Below are 14866 nucleotides of genomic sequence, written 5' to 3' on the forward strand. Positions count from 1 at the left end.
GGAAACCTTATGGACCTACCGCTGGTATTGCTGCCCGGAACCCTGTGCGACGCCCGCATTTTTGAGCCCCTGCTGAAAAGGCTCGGCGCGCAGAACACGCACGTTTTTCTCACAGCCGAAGCGCCGTCCCTTGAGCAGGCCGCAGAGGAGGTCCTCGCCACGGCGCCCGCGCGCTTTGCCCTTGTCGGCTTCTCGCTCGGCGGCATGGTGGCCATGGAGGCGGTGCTGCGCGCACCCACCCGTGTCTGTGGCCTCGCTCTGCTCAGCACCACGCCGCTGGCGGTGCCGCCAGAACGCCTTGCCAGCCGCCGCGAGGCCGTAAGTCTGGCGGCCTCCATGCCCATGGCGCGATTCGTGCGCGAACATCTGTGGCCCGACTACGGCGGCCAGCCGAACGACACCCAACTGCTGCCGCTGCTGCAAGACATGGCAACAGCGCTCGGTCACACCGCCTTCGCTCGGCAGACGCAGCAGGCACTCGGGCGATCTGACTTCTGCAAGCGCCTCAGCGCTGTCAAATGCCCGGCCCTCATCGTCTCTGGCGAAGCGGATCCCTTGTGCCCGCCAGCCGCCCAGCAATATCTCGCCCGCGCACTTCCCCACAGCACGAGCGTGTTGCTTCCCGCAGCCGGACACTTCGCCGTGTACGAACAAGCGGACGAAATCGCCTCGGCTGTGGCAGCATGGTTCCAACCCATCTCCTCCGCACAGCACAAGGCCTGGCTCGCATCCGGCATGCACCAGGGCGACGAACCGATGAAACGAGAGTCCGAGTGAGCCAGCAGCAAACCGCCGCAAACACAAACGCGTCGCAGGCAGACGAGGCGCAGCAGGACGGCAAAGTTCTACAGGTCGAGCGCCGCGACTTCACCGAGCTCGTCCCCAACGACCGTCCCCGTGTGCAGAGCATGCGCGGCTTCGATCCGGTCTACACCGACATCGTCGACTACATCGTTCGTTGCACGCACCGCATTTGGGACGAGCGCGATGTGGGCCTCATCTACACGCACTACACGCACAACTGCGTCCTCTACGGAGTGCTCGGCACCATGTACGACCGCGAAAGCATCGTCCGCGAAACGATCCAGCGCATCGTCGAGTTGCCCGATCGCCGTGGCATGGCAACGTCCATCGTGTGGCGCGGCGACGATGTGAACGGCTTCTACACCTCGCACATGACGCACGGCACCGGACGCCATACCGAGTACGGCATCTTCGGCAAGCCGACGGGCCGCACGTTTGTCACACGCACCATCGTCGATTGCATGATCGTGGAGAACAAGATCTACCGCGAGTGGGTCGCCCGCGACAACATGGCGCAGTTGGTTCAACTCGGCATCGACCCGCACGAGTATGCCGCGACCATCGCGCAACGAAAGTTCGACGCCGGCGAAGCTGTTGTTGAGATCTCAGAAAATCGCCGTCTGCTGGGTCAGTACCCACCCGAAACCGAACCGGATCTTTCGCTCGCACACACCGAGCTGGAAGCGGAAGTCATGCGCTGGCTTCATCACATCTTCAACAAGCGCATGTTCGGCAAGATCGGCGAGATCTACGCCTCGAACTGCCAGTGGCACGGACCGCTGATGCGTGAGCTCTATGGTCCCGCCGCGGTCATGCAGCAGACCATGCGCCTGGTCGCGATGATCCCTGACTGCGCTTACGTTCCGCAGCACATCTGCTCGGTCGAAAGCGAAGAGGGCGGCACCAAGGTCGCGATTCGCTGGGTGATGGACGGCCATCACCTTGGCTACGGTTCGCTGGGCGCGCCCACGGGTCACAAGCTGGTCGTGATGGGCTTTACGCATTTGCACATTCGTGACGGCAAAATCGTCGACGAATGGACGCTCTACGACGAGCTCTCCATGCTCGTCCAACTGAAGCTCGGCGCTCTGCACCGCGCAGCCGCGTAGCTGCATCCGGGCAGTCCGGCGTTCGGCAAGGCCGGGCTTCCCTGCCCAATCCTGTAGGCCAGATGCTCACTGGGGTGCCGTATGCGCAGCAACCTCTTTCGCCGATCCCGTCCCTCCGCGGCGCTCGTCTCCGATCCCAACCTCGCCGTCCTGCAGACGGATGAGGGTTCCGTGGTCACGAGCTTGCCGCCGTCGGGTTCTGGCGCTCCAGGCGGCGGTCTTCTGCACCTGCCGCTTCGGCGAAGGCTAGTAGCATTCGGCTTCCTGCTGATCGCGGAGTTCTTCTACGGTTGGGCCTGGAACACCGTCGACGTCCTTCGCCCACTGTTCCGTGCCAGCCTCGGCCTCACGCTCACGCAGGCGGGCTCGGCCTATTCCGCGCAGGGCGCTGGCGCTCTCATCGGCGCCATCTCCATCGGCCAACTTGCTGACAAGCTGGGCAAGCGCAACATGCTGGTCGTGGTCATGGCTGGCTATGGCGCGCTTCTGCTCGCGGGTACGCTAGTCCACAGCTACGTCGGCCTGCTTCTGCAGCGGTTCGTGCTCGGCTTATTTCTTGGCGGCAGCTTCCCGGTTGTGGTTGGCATTTACGTGGAGCTGTTCCGCCCCACGCTGCGCGGTAAGCTCGCCTCCGCCATCAACGCTACGTTCTCACTCGCCATCATCACGCTCGGCCTGTGTTTCGGACATCTGGGCCACCACGACTGGCGCACCCTGCTTTGGATCGGCGGTCTGCCGCCGCTGCTGCTCGCTGTGCTTGCCTACATCGCGATTCCTTCCGCTGAGCGCTCCTACAAATCCGGTTCAGGCAAACTGCCGCTCGCCGAACTCTTCACGCCCGCGCTGCGACGGCAGACGCTGCTGCTGGCGAGCATGACCGGCCTGAACTTCTTCGCCTACCAGGCGTTTAGCGGATGGCTGACCACCTACCTGCTCAACACGCGCCACCTGCCAAAAGACGTTGTTGGCCACCTGGTCGCGGCGCAGTTCGCTGGCAACATCCTTGGCGGCTTTTTCTGGGGTGGTCTTAGCGATCGCTTCGGCCGCCGCTCCGGCGCGATCGGCTTCTTCATCACGGCCGCCGCCATCGTTGCCTATCTCACGGTTCCCGCGGACCAGTGGCTGCTGCTTGGCATCGGAAGCCTGTACGGATTCGCTCTCTCCGCGAGCGTCATCTGGGGACCGTGGCTTGCGGAGCTCTACCCGCCGCACCTGAAGTCGACGGCCAGCTCCATCTTCAACTGGGGCCGCCTCGTCAGCTTTTTTTCGCCGATCCTCACGGGCCAGATCGCGGAGCACTTCGGCATGCAGGCCGGCATGCTCGTCAGCAGCCTCATCTTCGCCGTGGCAGCATTCATCTGGCTCAGCCTGCCGGAGACTATGCGCCGACACGCTTAGGCCCCAGGCTGGCGCGGTCACAACTTAGTGAGCATCCTCCGGCGGCACCGATCGCAGGCTGAAGCTGTCGATCTCTGGCGGATCGCTGCCCGGCCGCATCACCAGCGTACCCAGCACCTCGCTGCCCTCGGGCGTTTGATCGCGCATGCGAAAGACCAGCACGCCCGGTGCCACCTCCTTCGCGCTCAGCAGACCGAAACCGCCCGTCTGCTGTCGTAACTCCATCTGGGCCTCGGCTGACAGGCCGGACACTTCGCTCGGCAGCACAGCCTGCATCGCCTCAGCATTCGTCTGGTTGAACGCCGCCAGCCAGCCGTAGAGCAGGTGTCCTACCGCCGAGTTGGGAATCAGCCCGACCTCGGGCCCGAAGCGCGGCAGGTGCACCATGATGGTCGGGTGCACACGGCCGCTGTGGCTGATGCGCCGCGCCGGCACGGGCGCATCCGCAGGATCGCCCAACGCGATCACGTCGATCTGGTTCGGATCGTCGTCCTTGTCGTCCTCCGGAGGCTCCGGCATTGGAGCTCCACCGCGAGCGACCCGCATGGCTTCATCGCGCAAGCGACGCACGGTTCTGTGACTCAGCCCTACATGCAGCGCTGCTATCACCACCGCCGCAATCACAAAAGCCAGCGCAATTGACCCCGCACCCAGGCGCTGCCGTTCGAGCACCACAAAGCGTGGCCCCGTGGCCGACGGCTCTGCCGGCCCTGACTGCGGCTTTACCGGCATAGATGTGGCATGGTGCGATCGCAATCGAGCAAGGAAGCCGAGCGCACGCGTCGGCTTTGCGCACTGCGGATGTTCAGCGTGACGCGCAGGCCTTTGTACCCGTATCCGCAACGCTGGCGATCACCCATTTGCCATCCACGCGCACCATGTCAAACAGGTCTGTGCCGCAGTGGTCGACCTTGCCGTCGACCAAAAACTCGAAAGGCGCCCAGACCACGGCAAGATCGTTGTCGATGCGGACAAGTGGATTGTGGATGCGCTCCTCGATCGCCGTCGTGCCTGGCTTGCCAACGCGTTCCGCAAAGGATTCAAACGTCATCTGCGTTGCTTTGCCGTCGCGCATCAGCACCATCGCACCGCCCGGCAGCGTCGGCGCCTTGATCGCCGTCGCATCCCGCTTCGACATCCCGTCGAACATAGCCCGGATCGGCGCCAGCACAGCCTGCTCTTCTGCCAATTGAGCAGAGGCAGCACACATACAACCGATGCCCAGCATCGATCCGAAGCAGAGAGCCCGCACCGCACGCCTGTTCATGTTGCGCATTTTATCGCGCACGGCCCATCTTCCGGACAGAGCAGGGTTGCGGTTTGTCTGCCACACTTGTCACGGAACATAATCTTCTTTGTTCAACGGGCGACATTTGCAGCCGACCCGTTCCAAAAGGAACCCGCCGCATGCGCATCCGATCCATTCTTCTTCTCCTGGCCGTCAGCGCAGGCTCGCTGGCAGCCGCGGCGCAAACACCAGCCATTCCGAAGCACGGACCCGGCCTGCAGTTGTTCGACGGCAAAGACCTGAACGGCTTCGATGTCTTCCTGAAAGACACCGGCCTGAACTCTGACGCGAACCATGTCTTCGCCGTCGAGCACGGCGTGATACACGTTTCAGGCAAGCAGATGGGCTACATCATCACCAAGCAGGAGTATTCCAACTATTACCTGCGCGCCGAGTTCAAGTGGGGCGAAGGGACATACGGTGAGCGCGAAGGCAAGGCGCGCGACAGCGGCATTCTGTACAACATCCAGGGGCCGAACAAGGTGTGGCCGCGCTCGGTCGAGTTCCAGATCAACGAGGGCTGCACCGGCGACTTCTGGATGACGGATGGCGCGGCGCTCACCGGCCGCGATGGCACACGCGTGACCGGCCCGGCGGGCGGAGCTTACAAGATCGATCGCATCAACAAAGGTCCGTACGAAAACGTCGCAGGCTATCGCGACCCGGTCAACGAAGTGGAGAAGCCGCACGGCGAATGGAACGTGCTGGAGCTGGTGAATCGCAACGGCCACGTGTGGCAATACGTGAACGGCAAGCTGGCCAACGAGGGCACGGATGCCTTTCCGACGAGCGGCAAGATCCTGTTTCAGTCCGAAGGCTCGGAACTTTACTTCCGCAACCTCGTACTGTATCCGCTGCTGTAACGGACGAGGGTGCGCTGCTGGCAGCTGATGCTTGCACCTGGCGGCGCTCATCCAACCTTCTATGCCGCGCATTTACCTGGACAACAACGCGACCACGCCAGTTCTGCCGGAGGTGGTTGTGGCCATGCAGCCATGGTGGACCGAGCGCTTTGGCAACGCGTCTGCCGTGCATTCGCACGGCCGCGACGCGCGCGAAGCTGTGGATCATGCGCGGGAACAGGTCGCTGCCTTGATCGGTGCACGCGCGAACGAGATCACATTCACGGGCAGCGGCACCGAAGCGGATAACCAGGCGATCTTTGGCACGCTTGCTGCGGGCGATCACCTGATGACTTCGAGCATTGAGCACCATGCCGTGCTGCATGCTGCGCATGAAGCTGAGCGGCGCGGCGCGGAAGTGACGATTGTCGATCCGGATCGCGATGGCGTCGTGCAAGTCGATGCGATCCGAGCGGCGCTGCGGCACAACACGAAGCTGATCAGCCTGATGCTGGCCAACAATGAAACGGGTGTTCTGCAGCCGGTGCAGGAATTGGCGGCGCTGGCGCGCGAGCGCGGCATTCTGGTGCACACCGACGCTGTGCAGTGCGGTGGCAAGCTGCCGATCCGCGTACGTGATCTGGGCTGCGATCTCCTAAGTCTTTCGGCGCACAAGATGCACGCGCCGCAAGGCGTCGGCGCGCTTTGGGTGCGCCGTGGATTGCAGATTCGGCCACTGCTGTTTGGGGGACCGCATGAGCGGCAGCGCCGTGCCGGCACGGAGAACGTTCCAGGCATCGTTGGCTTCGGCGAAGCGGCTTCGCTTGCCTCAGCTTGGCTTACCACCGAGGGTGCTGAGCTTGAGCACAAGCGTCGGCAGTTTGAGAGCGAGCTGCTGCGACGCGTTGCGGGAGCGACGATTCACGGCGTCGAGGTTGCGCGGCTGCCTAACACGACGTCGGTGCGGTTCGACGGCGTGGATGCGGAGGCTCTGGTGATTGCGATGGATCTGCGCGGTGTCTCGATCAGCGGTGGATCCGCTTGCACGTCGGGGGCTGTCGAGCCATCGCATGTGTTGCGTGCGATGGGGTTGAGTGATGCGGAGGCGCGGTCGACGGTTCGGATTTCGATGTCCCGGCTCACGACTTGGGACGAGCTTGAAGCGGCGCTGACGGCTCTGGTTGAAACGGTGGAGCGGCTGCGCTCGATCGGGTAACGGCTAGCGGAGCCAACCGCCGCCGACTACGTTCTCGCCGTCGAAGAAGAGCGCCGCCTGGCCGGGCGTGACGGCACGCTGCGGCTCGTCGAACTCGATCTGCACCTGCGAATCGCCAAGTGGACGGATGATTGCGGGCGCGGGTTCGTGGCGGTGACGGATCTTGGCGAGCACGCGCATGGGCTCGCGCAGTTCGGCGATGCTGATCCAGTTCAGGCGATCGGCGGTCGCGGAGCGCTGGTGCAGCAGCGATTCTTCGCCGATGACGACGCGATTCTTTGCGGGTTCGATGCCGAGCACGTAGAACGGCGTCGCGTGGTGCGAGTGCAGGCGCTGCTGGACGCCCTTTTTCTGGCCCACGGTGAAGTGGTGGATGCCGTCGTGCGAGCCGAGGACTTCCCCGTCGGGCGTGACCAGATCGCCAGCGGTCGCTGGCATCTCGCGGCCCTGCTCGTCGAGGTACGCGGCGAGGAAGGTTTTGTAGTCGCCGCCCGGGATGAAGCAGATTTCCTGCGAGTCGGGCTTGTGGGCGACTCGCAGGTTTTCGGACTCGGCGAGCGCGCGGACGTCGGGCTTAACCATGCCGCCGAGCGGAAAGAGCGAGTGCGCGAGCTGGTCCTGCGTGAGGCCGAAGAGGAAGTAGCTTTGGTCTTTTGCCGTGTCGGCTGGGCGCTTCAGCAGCCAGCGGCCGCAGTGGTTGTCGGCGGTTTCGTCGAACTCGACGCGTGCGTAGTGGCCGGTGGCGACCTTGGTCGCGCCGATCTGGCGGGCGGTGGTCAGGAGCTGGTCGAACTTGAGGTGGTTGTTGCAGAGGGTGCACGGGATGGGCGTGCGGCCGTTCAGGTATTCGTTTACGAACGGCTGGACGACGTCCTGCTCGAAGCGGCGCTGATGGTTCACAACGTAGTACGGAATGCCGAGCTGTTCGGCGACGCGGCGAGCGTCGTAGACGTCGTCGATGGAGCAGCAGCGGCCCTGCACGGCCTCCGGCATGCCTTCGTGGCCGGCGAGGCGGCGCTGGTCCCAGAGCTGGAGGGTGAGGCCGATTAGGTTGTGGCCTTCGCGCTTGAGCAGAGCGGCGACGGTGGAGGAGTCGACGCCGCCGGACATGGCTACGGCGATGGTTTCTGGCATACTCCCCCCTCCTCCCTTTTTTGCTAAGTTCTTGTATTCCGGCGAGTTAGGCCGCGCTTGCTGCGTAAGTTCTTCTCCGGTAGGAACTTAGGCGTAAGTTCCTGCTATGGAGCTACTTAGCGTGCATTCGTTGAGCGGACGTCAAAACTCCGGATGCAGAGCTACTTCTATTTTAGCGAGGTGGGTGGAAATAGGGTGCCCAGTATTTCCTGGCCGTAAGTGGTGAGGGCTGTGTGAGTTGCGGGGCCGAGTGGGTGATTCGGGGGTTGACAGGTTTCGGTGGGGCGAGCGGTCCCGCACTCCCCCGCTCCGAGTTAGGTCCGGCTGAGATCGCCTGAATGGCTGTGCCGCTCCGGAAGAGAGCAGATCCTTCGCTTCGCTCAGGATGACACTGCCATCTTCTGCACCGAGCAGAATCTTCTACACGAGCCCAAGATAGAAGCGACTTGGAGAAGTACTAAGCGGGGTTCTCGTTGCCTTTGTGCTGGAGGCTGTCGCTCCATTTGCGGAGGGGGCCGAAGGTGGGTTGTTCGAGGTCTCCGCCGGGGACGGTTTTCGTGTTGCCGTTGGGCTTGGGGAGTAGAGCGCGGTTCATGAGGCCGGCGGTGTTGGAGGCAAAGGAGGGGGCTACGCCGTTGATGAGGGCGGCGAGCTTGGCTTGCGGCGTGATGGTGATCTCGGCGGTGCCGTCGACCGTGGCGTTGTAGATCTTGCGCGCGGCGGAGGTGGCGGAGATGGAAGCGCCGGGCAGCGTGGCTCCGAGGGCGAACCATTGGTACTCGGCCTGGGAGTTGCCGCCGAACCGTGCGTTGACGTGCGACCCGGTGCGCATAAGGCCGGGTGAAATGAGGGTGACGTTGATGCCCGTGCCGCTCAATTCAGCGCGCAGACCCTGGGTAAAGCCGGTGAGGGCGTACTTGCTGGCGACGTAGGGCAGAAGGTGCGGAACGCCGATTTTGCCGCCGATGGAGCCGATGTTGACGATGGAGCCGGAGCGAGCCTGTTGCATGTGGGGCAGGACAGCCTGAATGGTGTGGAGCGCGCCGAAGAAGTTGATCTGCATGGACTGCTCGAAGGCTTCGAGCGGCTGGTCCTGGAACGGCGCGACGTCAATGATGCCCGCGCAGTTGATGAGGACGTCGACGCGGCCGTAGCGATCGATGGCCTGATCGATCAGGCGTTTGCAGTCTTCGGGTTTGGTGACGTCGCAGACGACGGTGAGCGCGGTGCCGCTGTTGCGGATGGCTCCGCACTGATGAAGGCGGCCCACTGCCTCGTTCAACTCGTCCTGATTGCGGGAGGCGAGGACGAGATGTGCTCCGGCCTTGCCGAAGACCTCGGCGAGCTGGAGGCCGAGACCGCGGCTGCCGCCGGTGATGACGACGATTTTGCCCAGCATGGCGCGGCGACGGTGAGCCGCGATCATGGCCGAGGTGACCGCGACCGCCGCGCCAACGATGCCCAACGCGAGCGTGCTTTCTGCCGCGTGTTTGCGCAACTTGTATTTGCCGTACCGGCAAACCGCGTTGCCGCCATACTGAATCGCCCGGAAAATCATGTCTGCTAAGACGCCCGGGGTGTCCGCTAAGATGGACAGCGATGGCTACACGCAGAAAGAAAAGCGGAGCGTACATGATTTCAGCGGTCGCTGAAATGTATGAAATTCATCCGCAGACTTTGCGTCTATACGAGCGCGAGGGTTTGCTGCGGCCGTCGCGCAGTGAAGGCAATACGCGCCTCTATACCGAGGGCGACCTGGAGCGGCTGGAGTTCATTCTGAACCTGGCACGCGACCTGGGCGTAAACATTGCCGGCATTGCCATCATTCTGCAGATGCGGGAACGCATGGAACAGATGAACACCGAGATGCAGGGCTTTGTGGATTATGTACGGACGGAGATGCTGACGCGCATGCAACAGGCGCAGCAGCCAAGCGCCGGGCTGGTGCCGCTGCAGCGGCCGGTGCTGGCAGCGCGGGACGTGCAGAGCCGCAGCCGGTCGGAAGCGAACGCGGGGCGTGAAGCTCCCACACTGCTGGGCAAGACGAACGCGAAAAAGCGATGACACCGTGGGTTTCGACCTCGGTGCTTGGCCTGGCCTATGTTGGTAGCGTCACCTCCGCGATCTATGCGGCGCTGGTGGTGGCTGCGGCGCACCGCTTCGGACGGCGACGGCAACAAGGGCAGATGCGGGCGGCGACGTTTTTTCCGCGGCTGAGTGTGTTGAAGCCGCTGCATGGAGCGGAGCCGGGCCTCGAAGAGAACCTGCGCAGCTTTTTCACGCAGGACTACCCGGGCGGATATGAGCTGCTGTTTTGCGCGCGGCACGCCGGCGATGCCGGACTGGCGATTGCACGGAGCGTGGCGGCGGAGTTCCCTGGCAGCAACGTGCGCTTTCTGACGTGTGGCGAGCCGCAGTTTCCGAATCCCAAGATGTACTCGCTGGCGGTGATGGCGCAGGCGGCGGATGCGGACATCCTGGTGACGAGCGATGCGGATGCGCGGATTGCGCCGGATCATCTGCAGCGGCTGGCCCAGGAGTTGAAGGACCCGGAGGTGGACCTGGCGTTCAGCCTGTATCTGGGCCGGGCGCAGACGCCGGAGACCTACCTGTACCTGGATGCGCTGGGCAAGTCGGTGGAGATGAACGCTGGCGTGCTGGTGGCCGACATGCTGGCGGGCACGGATTTTTCGCTGGGCGTGACGGTGATCCAGAGGCGCGAGGTGTTTGAGCTCGTGGGCGGGTTTGACGAGTTGGGCAGTTACTGGGCTGAGGACTTTGTGCTGGGGCACCGGCTGGCGGAGCAGGGCCGCGGTGTGCGGATCAGCACGGAGGTGATCGAACTGGTGGTGACTGCCGCAAGTGCGTCGCAGAGCTTTCTTAACCAGTTGCGGTGGGCACAGAGCACGCGGAGGTCGCGGCCGCTGGGGCACCTGGGAACGGGGCTGACGTTTGCCATGCCGTTTGGGCTGCTGGGCATGTGCGTGGAGCTGGCGCATGGGAGGCTGTGGGCTGCCTTTGCTTTTCTGCTGTTTGCAGTGGTGCAGCGGGCGGCGCTGGCGTGGAGCGTGTTGCGGGCGCTGGGGTCGGCTACGGCTTTTCGCGATGCGTGTGTGTACCCGGTGCGCGACGTGTACGGCTTTGTGATCTGGTTGGCGAGCTTTTTGCCGGCGAGCACGCGGTATCACGGGACGTCGTTCCGGATTATGCCGGATGGGCGGCTGCAGGCCGAGTCGGTTTCGCGGTAAGTGCGCTATCGGTTGGTGAGCACGAGTTTGCCGCCGGACGCAGCGAAGACGCGGGTGGGGCCGAGGCGGCCCAGGTCGGCGGCGCGGCCCTTTTCATAAGTGAGCAGGAAGATGCGTTCCGGGCCGGTCCAGGCGCGGTGCAGGTCGGCTTCGGTGGCGAAGATGGGCGGCGCGTCGGGCCAGAAGGAGCCGAACCATGGGCCGTTGACGCGGCCGTTGACCAAGAGCATGGGGTGCTGCGTGTAGAAGAGCATGGACGAGCCGAGGACGAGCTCGCCGTCGACCATAAGGCGGTCGTTGGGTTGGAGGACCTGGTTGACCTCTTGGGCGATCTCGCGGGAGCCGAGAATGGGATAGAAGCGAGCGAGGCCGCTGTGGACGCAGAGAAGAACGACGACCATGCCGGCGGACATGGTGAGGTTGGCCAGGTGGTGCTGGCTGCGGCGGCGGAGCCACCAGGCGGCGGGGCCGACGATGAGCATGCCGACGGCGACCCAGAGTAGCGGCGCGCGGAAGAAGCCCATGGCGCGGGTGGTGAGGTCGTGCAGGTGGCCGAGCGAGACCTGGTACTGCTCGAGGCTGCTGGTGGAGAGGACTTCGGAGATGTCGGTTCCGGGCGCGGGCGGGTGCGAGAGGATGCCGAGGGTGCCGCAGACGACCGCGATCAGCAGGCAGAGCGGGAGCAGGAGGTACTGCGTCCAGAGAAGGATGGAGCGGCGGATGCGGGCGTCGGCAGAGGCGGCTGCGAGGACGCCGCCGGCCATGAGGGCCAGGGCGGGGAGAGCGGGGAGCGAGTAGTACTCCTGGCGCGAGGAGAGCGTGAAGAAGCCGAGGACCATGCCGGACCAGAGCACGAGGGTGAGCGTGCTCTGCTTGCGGAGAAAGGTTTCGGACGTGCGGTGCTGCCAGATGCGGAACGACTGACTGAGCGCGGCGGGCAGCACGATAGACCACGGCATGAGCCAGAGCACGAACATGGACCAGAAGATGGGGATGGGGACCTGGCCGTAGTCGTGCGGGATGCGCTTGCCCTGGAAGCGCAGGAAGTGCTCGTTGATGACGTAGAACCAGAACCAGCCGGCGCGCGCGGGCAGGCCGGTGCCGGCGGGCATGGGGATGGCGGGGTTTCGCAGGGCGGCGAGGATGTGCCACGGCAGAGCGACGGCGCAGAAGACTGCCGCGTTCAGCACCGGGTGCATGCGGCGGAGCGCGGAGAGCTGGCGCGTGCAGAGCGCGTACAGCACGACGAAGCCGATGGGAAAGACGACGCCGATGAGGCCCTTGGTGAGCAGGTTGAGCGCCATGACGATGCTGAACCAGACGGTGGGGGCGACCGTGCTGCGGCCGTCGCGGACGCGATCGAGCGCGATCAGGAAGAGGTGGACGCCGAGCGTCATCCAAAGGGCGTTGAGGATGTCCGGGATGTAGAAGCGGGTGAAGAGGTAGGGGCCGAGCGAGGTGGCCATGGCGAGGGCGGCGTAGAAGCCTCCGCGTTCGCCGAACAGGCGCTTGCCGAGGGCGTAGACGGCGAAGAAGAGGCCGAGGACGCAGAGCGAGAGCGGGAGGCGAGCGGCCCAATCGTGGGCGCCGAAGAGGCGCATGGAGCCGGCGGCCATCCAGTAGAGGAGGGGCGGCTTGTCAAAGAAGCGGATGCCGTCGATGTAGGGCGTGACGTAGTCGTGGCGGAGGTTCATCTCGCGCGCGACTTCGATGTAGACGGAATCGACGTCGTCGAGCAGGCCCGGGGCAAAGAGGCAGCCGAGGTGGAGGACAAGCCAGATGCCGACGAGGGCCAGAAGGGATCGTGCGCGCGCGGTGGATGCCGGTGCGGTGCCCGGCGAAGCGGGTGGTTCGAGAACGGGTGCAGTTGCGGTGGACACGAGAGCCTTCGCAGATTCTACGGTGAGGATTGCATCTTCGGTGCGTGGGCGGAGTCCAAAGGTCTGCAACATTTGGCCCATGGCAACGAAGTGCGCTTGGAACCGAAGCGTATCGTTTGTGGAAGGCCCTTGAGAGGAGAGCGACGGGAGCGATGAGCGAAGAACGACCGAATCGGAGGCGCGGGTCCATCGCGTTTCTGGTACTGCTCTGGCTCTTGACGCAGGCGGTTACGATTCTGAGACAGCCGCTGCTGGACGATGTGGACTCGACCCACTCCGAGGCCGCGCGCGAGATGCTGCTGCGCCACGATTTTGTGACGCTGTACGTGGACGGCGTCCGCTACCTGGACAAGCCTCCCCTGCCCTACTGGCTGGCGGCAGGGTCGATGGCGATCTTTGGCCAGCATGATTGGGCGATCCGCATTCCGCTGGCGCTGGCGATGCTGGTGCTGATCCTGTACGTGTACCGCATTGGAGCGCGGCTGTATGGCGAGCGTGCAGGCTTCTACGCGGGATGCGCGATGGCGACGGCAATCGGGCCGTTTGTGTACACGCGCTTTTTCATTCCGGACGTGATGCTGGCGCTGTGGATCACGGTGGCGTTTGACATGACGCTACGCATGACCGAAGAGTCGGAGCGCGGGCGCCGGGCGAGCGTGGCGCATGCAGCCGTGTTTGCGCTGGTGTGTACGGCCGCGGTCCTGACCAAGGGCCTGATCGGTGTGGTGTTCCCACTGGCTTTGCTGGTGGGATTTTTGCTGTTTACGGGGCGCCTGCGGTTGTTGCTGCGGATGCATCCGGCGCTGGGCACGCTGCTGTTCCTGGTGACGGCGGTGCCGTGGCACTGGCTGGCCGTTGTGCAGAATGCGGCGAGTGGTGAGTCAAAGGGCTTCTTCTGGTTCTACTTCATCAACGACCAGGTGAACCGGTACCTGAACACGCGCATTCCGCGGGACTACGATAAGGTGCCGCTGCTCTTGTTCTACGGACTGCTGTTTGTGTGGGTGCTGCCGTGGGGCGTGTTCCTGTGGCACGCGGCGGCGGAGCGGGTGCGCGGATGGCGTGCCGGCAACCACAACCTGCGGACGCCCGGCGTGCTGCTGGCGTGGTGGACGGTGCTGATCGTCGGCTTCTTTACGTTCAGCACGCGGCAGGAGTACTACACGCTGCCGGCGATTCCGGCACTGGCGCTGCTGACGGGCGCGGCGCTGGCACGGCGGGATGGCGAACAGCGAAGGCAGTGGGCGTACAGCGCATTAGCGGTGAGTGGCGTGCTGCTGGGTGTGCTGTGCCTGGCGGTGGCGGCTGTGTCGCACCCGCCGGCGCATGAGGAGCTGTGGCAGACGCTGCAGAAGCATCCGGAGGACTACGCGCTTTCGTTCGGACACCTGTTCGACTTTACGGAGAGCGCGTTCGGGTTCTTTCGGCTGCCGCTGTTGCTGATGGGCGTGAGCCTGCTGGTGCCGACGGTGGCGGCGTGGTGGCTGAAGCGCAACGGGCGATCGTACGCTGCGAACGTTGCGCTGGCGCTGGGGATGTGCGCGGTCTTGTGCACCATCCATGTGGGGCTGGAGTACTTCTATCCGATCCTGGGATCGAAGCCGCTGGCGCTGGCGTTGGAGAAGGAGCTACGGCCGGGCGATCGCATTGTGATCGATGGGCAGTACTCGAACAACGGCGGCGTGAACTTCTACACGCATCAACCGGTGTGGATGTTGAACGGGCGCACGGACACGCTGTGGTACGGGTCGCTGTATGCGGACGCGCCGAACCGGTTTGAGACGACGACGAGTCTGCTGGCGGCGTGGAAGAGTCCGCAGCGAGTGTTCTTCATCACGCACTCCGCGGTGCGAACGGACCGGTGGCTGGCACTGTTTGGCGGCAAACGAATTGTGGAGAATGGCGGCAAGTTCGTCCTGCTGAATCACGACTAGCAGCGGCGTCCGA

13 protein-coding genes are annotated in these 14866 nt (G+C 64.2%); 8 read left to right on the forward strand and 5 right to left on the reverse strand.

Going from position 1 to position 14866, the window contains the following annotated elements:
* Positions 1-9: 9 nt before the first annotated feature.
* The 3 genes from OHL12_RS07970 (at position 10) to OHL12_RS07980 (ending at position 3311) form a co-directional block, all read left to right on the forward strand.
* Positions 10-777 (forward strand): alpha/beta fold hydrolase, encoded by a 768-nt coding sequence (locus tag OHL12_RS07970; RefSeq protein ID WP_263413294.1) that lies wholly within the window; start codon positions 10-12, stop codon positions 775-777.
* Positions 774-1913, forward strand: a complete 1140-nt coding sequence (locus OHL12_RS07975) for a nuclear transport factor 2 family protein (protein WP_263413295.1) — start codon at positions 774-776, stop codon at positions 1911-1913. Before OHL12_RS07970 ends, OHL12_RS07975 begins: the two co-directional genes overlap by 4 nt.
* 81 nt (positions 1914-1994) lie before the next feature.
* Positions 1995-3311: an MFS transporter gene (locus OHL12_RS07980; protein WP_263413296.1), complete on the forward strand. Its 1317-nt coding sequence runs from the start codon at positions 1995-1997 to the stop codon at positions 3309-3311.
* A 24-nt stretch (positions 3312-3335) separates the two neighbouring features.
* Here OHL12_RS07980 and OHL12_RS07985 read toward each other — a convergent pair whose 3' ends face one another.
* Positions 3336-4043 carry a hypothetical protein gene (locus tag OHL12_RS07985; RefSeq protein WP_263413297.1) on the reverse strand — a complete coding sequence of 236 codons (708 nt, stop codon included), beginning with the start codon at positions 4041-4043 and terminating at the stop codon, positions 3336-3338.
* 73 nt (positions 4044-4116) lie between these two features.
* Positions 4117-4587 (reverse strand): nuclear transport factor 2 family protein, encoded by a 471-nt coding sequence (locus tag OHL12_RS07990; RefSeq protein ID WP_317889835.1) that lies wholly within the window; start codon positions 4585-4587, stop codon positions 4117-4119.
* Positions 4588-4718: 131 nt separating this feature from the next.
* On the opposite strand from OHL12_RS07990, the gene OHL12_RS07995 reads away from it, so the two are divergent.
* Both OHL12_RS07995 and OHL12_RS08000 read left to right on the forward strand, forming a co-directional pair.
* Positions 4719-5462: a 3-keto-disaccharide hydrolase gene (locus OHL12_RS07995; protein ID WP_263413299.1), complete on the forward strand. Its 744-nt coding sequence runs from the start codon at positions 4719-4721 to the stop codon at positions 5460-5462.
* A gap of 61 nt (positions 5463-5523) precedes the next feature.
* Positions 5524-6657 carry a cysteine desulfurase family protein gene (locus OHL12_RS08000; RefSeq protein WP_263413300.1) on the forward strand — a complete coding sequence of 378 codons (1134 nt, stop codon included), beginning with the start codon at positions 5524-5526 and terminating at the stop codon, positions 6655-6657.
* A 3-nt stretch (positions 6658-6660) separates the two neighbouring features.
* Here the strand turns inward: OHL12_RS08000 and mnmA are convergent, their stop codons facing one another.
* Positions 6661-7791, reverse strand: a complete 1131-nt coding sequence (gene mnmA / locus OHL12_RS08005) for a tRNA 2-thiouridine(34) synthase MnmA (protein WP_263413301.1) — start codon at positions 7789-7791, stop codon at positions 6661-6663.
* A gap of 457 nt (positions 7792-8248) precedes the next feature.
* On the reverse strand, positions 8249-9349 hold the full coding sequence (locus tag OHL12_RS08010) for an SDR family NAD(P)-dependent oxidoreductase (RefSeq protein WP_263413302.1): 1101 nt from the start codon (positions 9347-9349) through the stop codon (positions 8249-8251).
* 41 nt (positions 9350-9390) lie between these two features.
* On the opposite strand from OHL12_RS08010, the gene OHL12_RS08015 reads away from it, so the two are divergent.
* Positions 9391-9855, forward strand: a complete 465-nt coding sequence (locus tag OHL12_RS08015) for a MerR family transcriptional regulator (RefSeq protein ID WP_263413303.1) — start codon at positions 9391-9393, stop codon at positions 9853-9855.
* Entirely contained in the window at positions 9852-11039 is a 1188-nt protein-coding gene (locus OHL12_RS08020) for a glycosyltransferase (protein WP_263413304.1), read from the forward strand. The genes OHL12_RS08015 and OHL12_RS08020 overlap by 4 nt, the downstream gene beginning before the upstream one ends.
* Before the next feature lie 5 nt (positions 11040-11044).
* On the opposite strand, the gene OHL12_RS08025 is transcribed toward OHL12_RS08020, so the two are convergent.
* Complete coding sequence (locus OHL12_RS08025; protein WP_263413305.1) at positions 11045-12919, reverse strand: ArnT family glycosyltransferase; 1875 nt, start codon at positions 12917-12919, stop codon at positions 11045-11047.
* Between the two features lie 152 nt (positions 12920-13071).
* Here OHL12_RS08025 and OHL12_RS08030 point away from each other — a divergent pair, with 152 nt between their 5' ends.
* The gene (locus OHL12_RS08030) at positions 13072-14853 is read left to right on the forward strand and encodes an ArnT family glycosyltransferase (protein WP_263413306.1); all 1782 of its coding nucleotides are present in this window, start codon (positions 13072-13074) and stop codon (positions 14851-14853) included.
* The last annotated feature ends 13 nt before the right edge of the window (positions 14854-14866 follow it).

The organism is Terriglobus aquaticus (assembly GCF_025685415.1).
Lineage (GTDB): Bacteria > Acidobacteriota > Terriglobia > Terriglobales > Acidobacteriaceae > Terriglobus > Terriglobus aquaticus.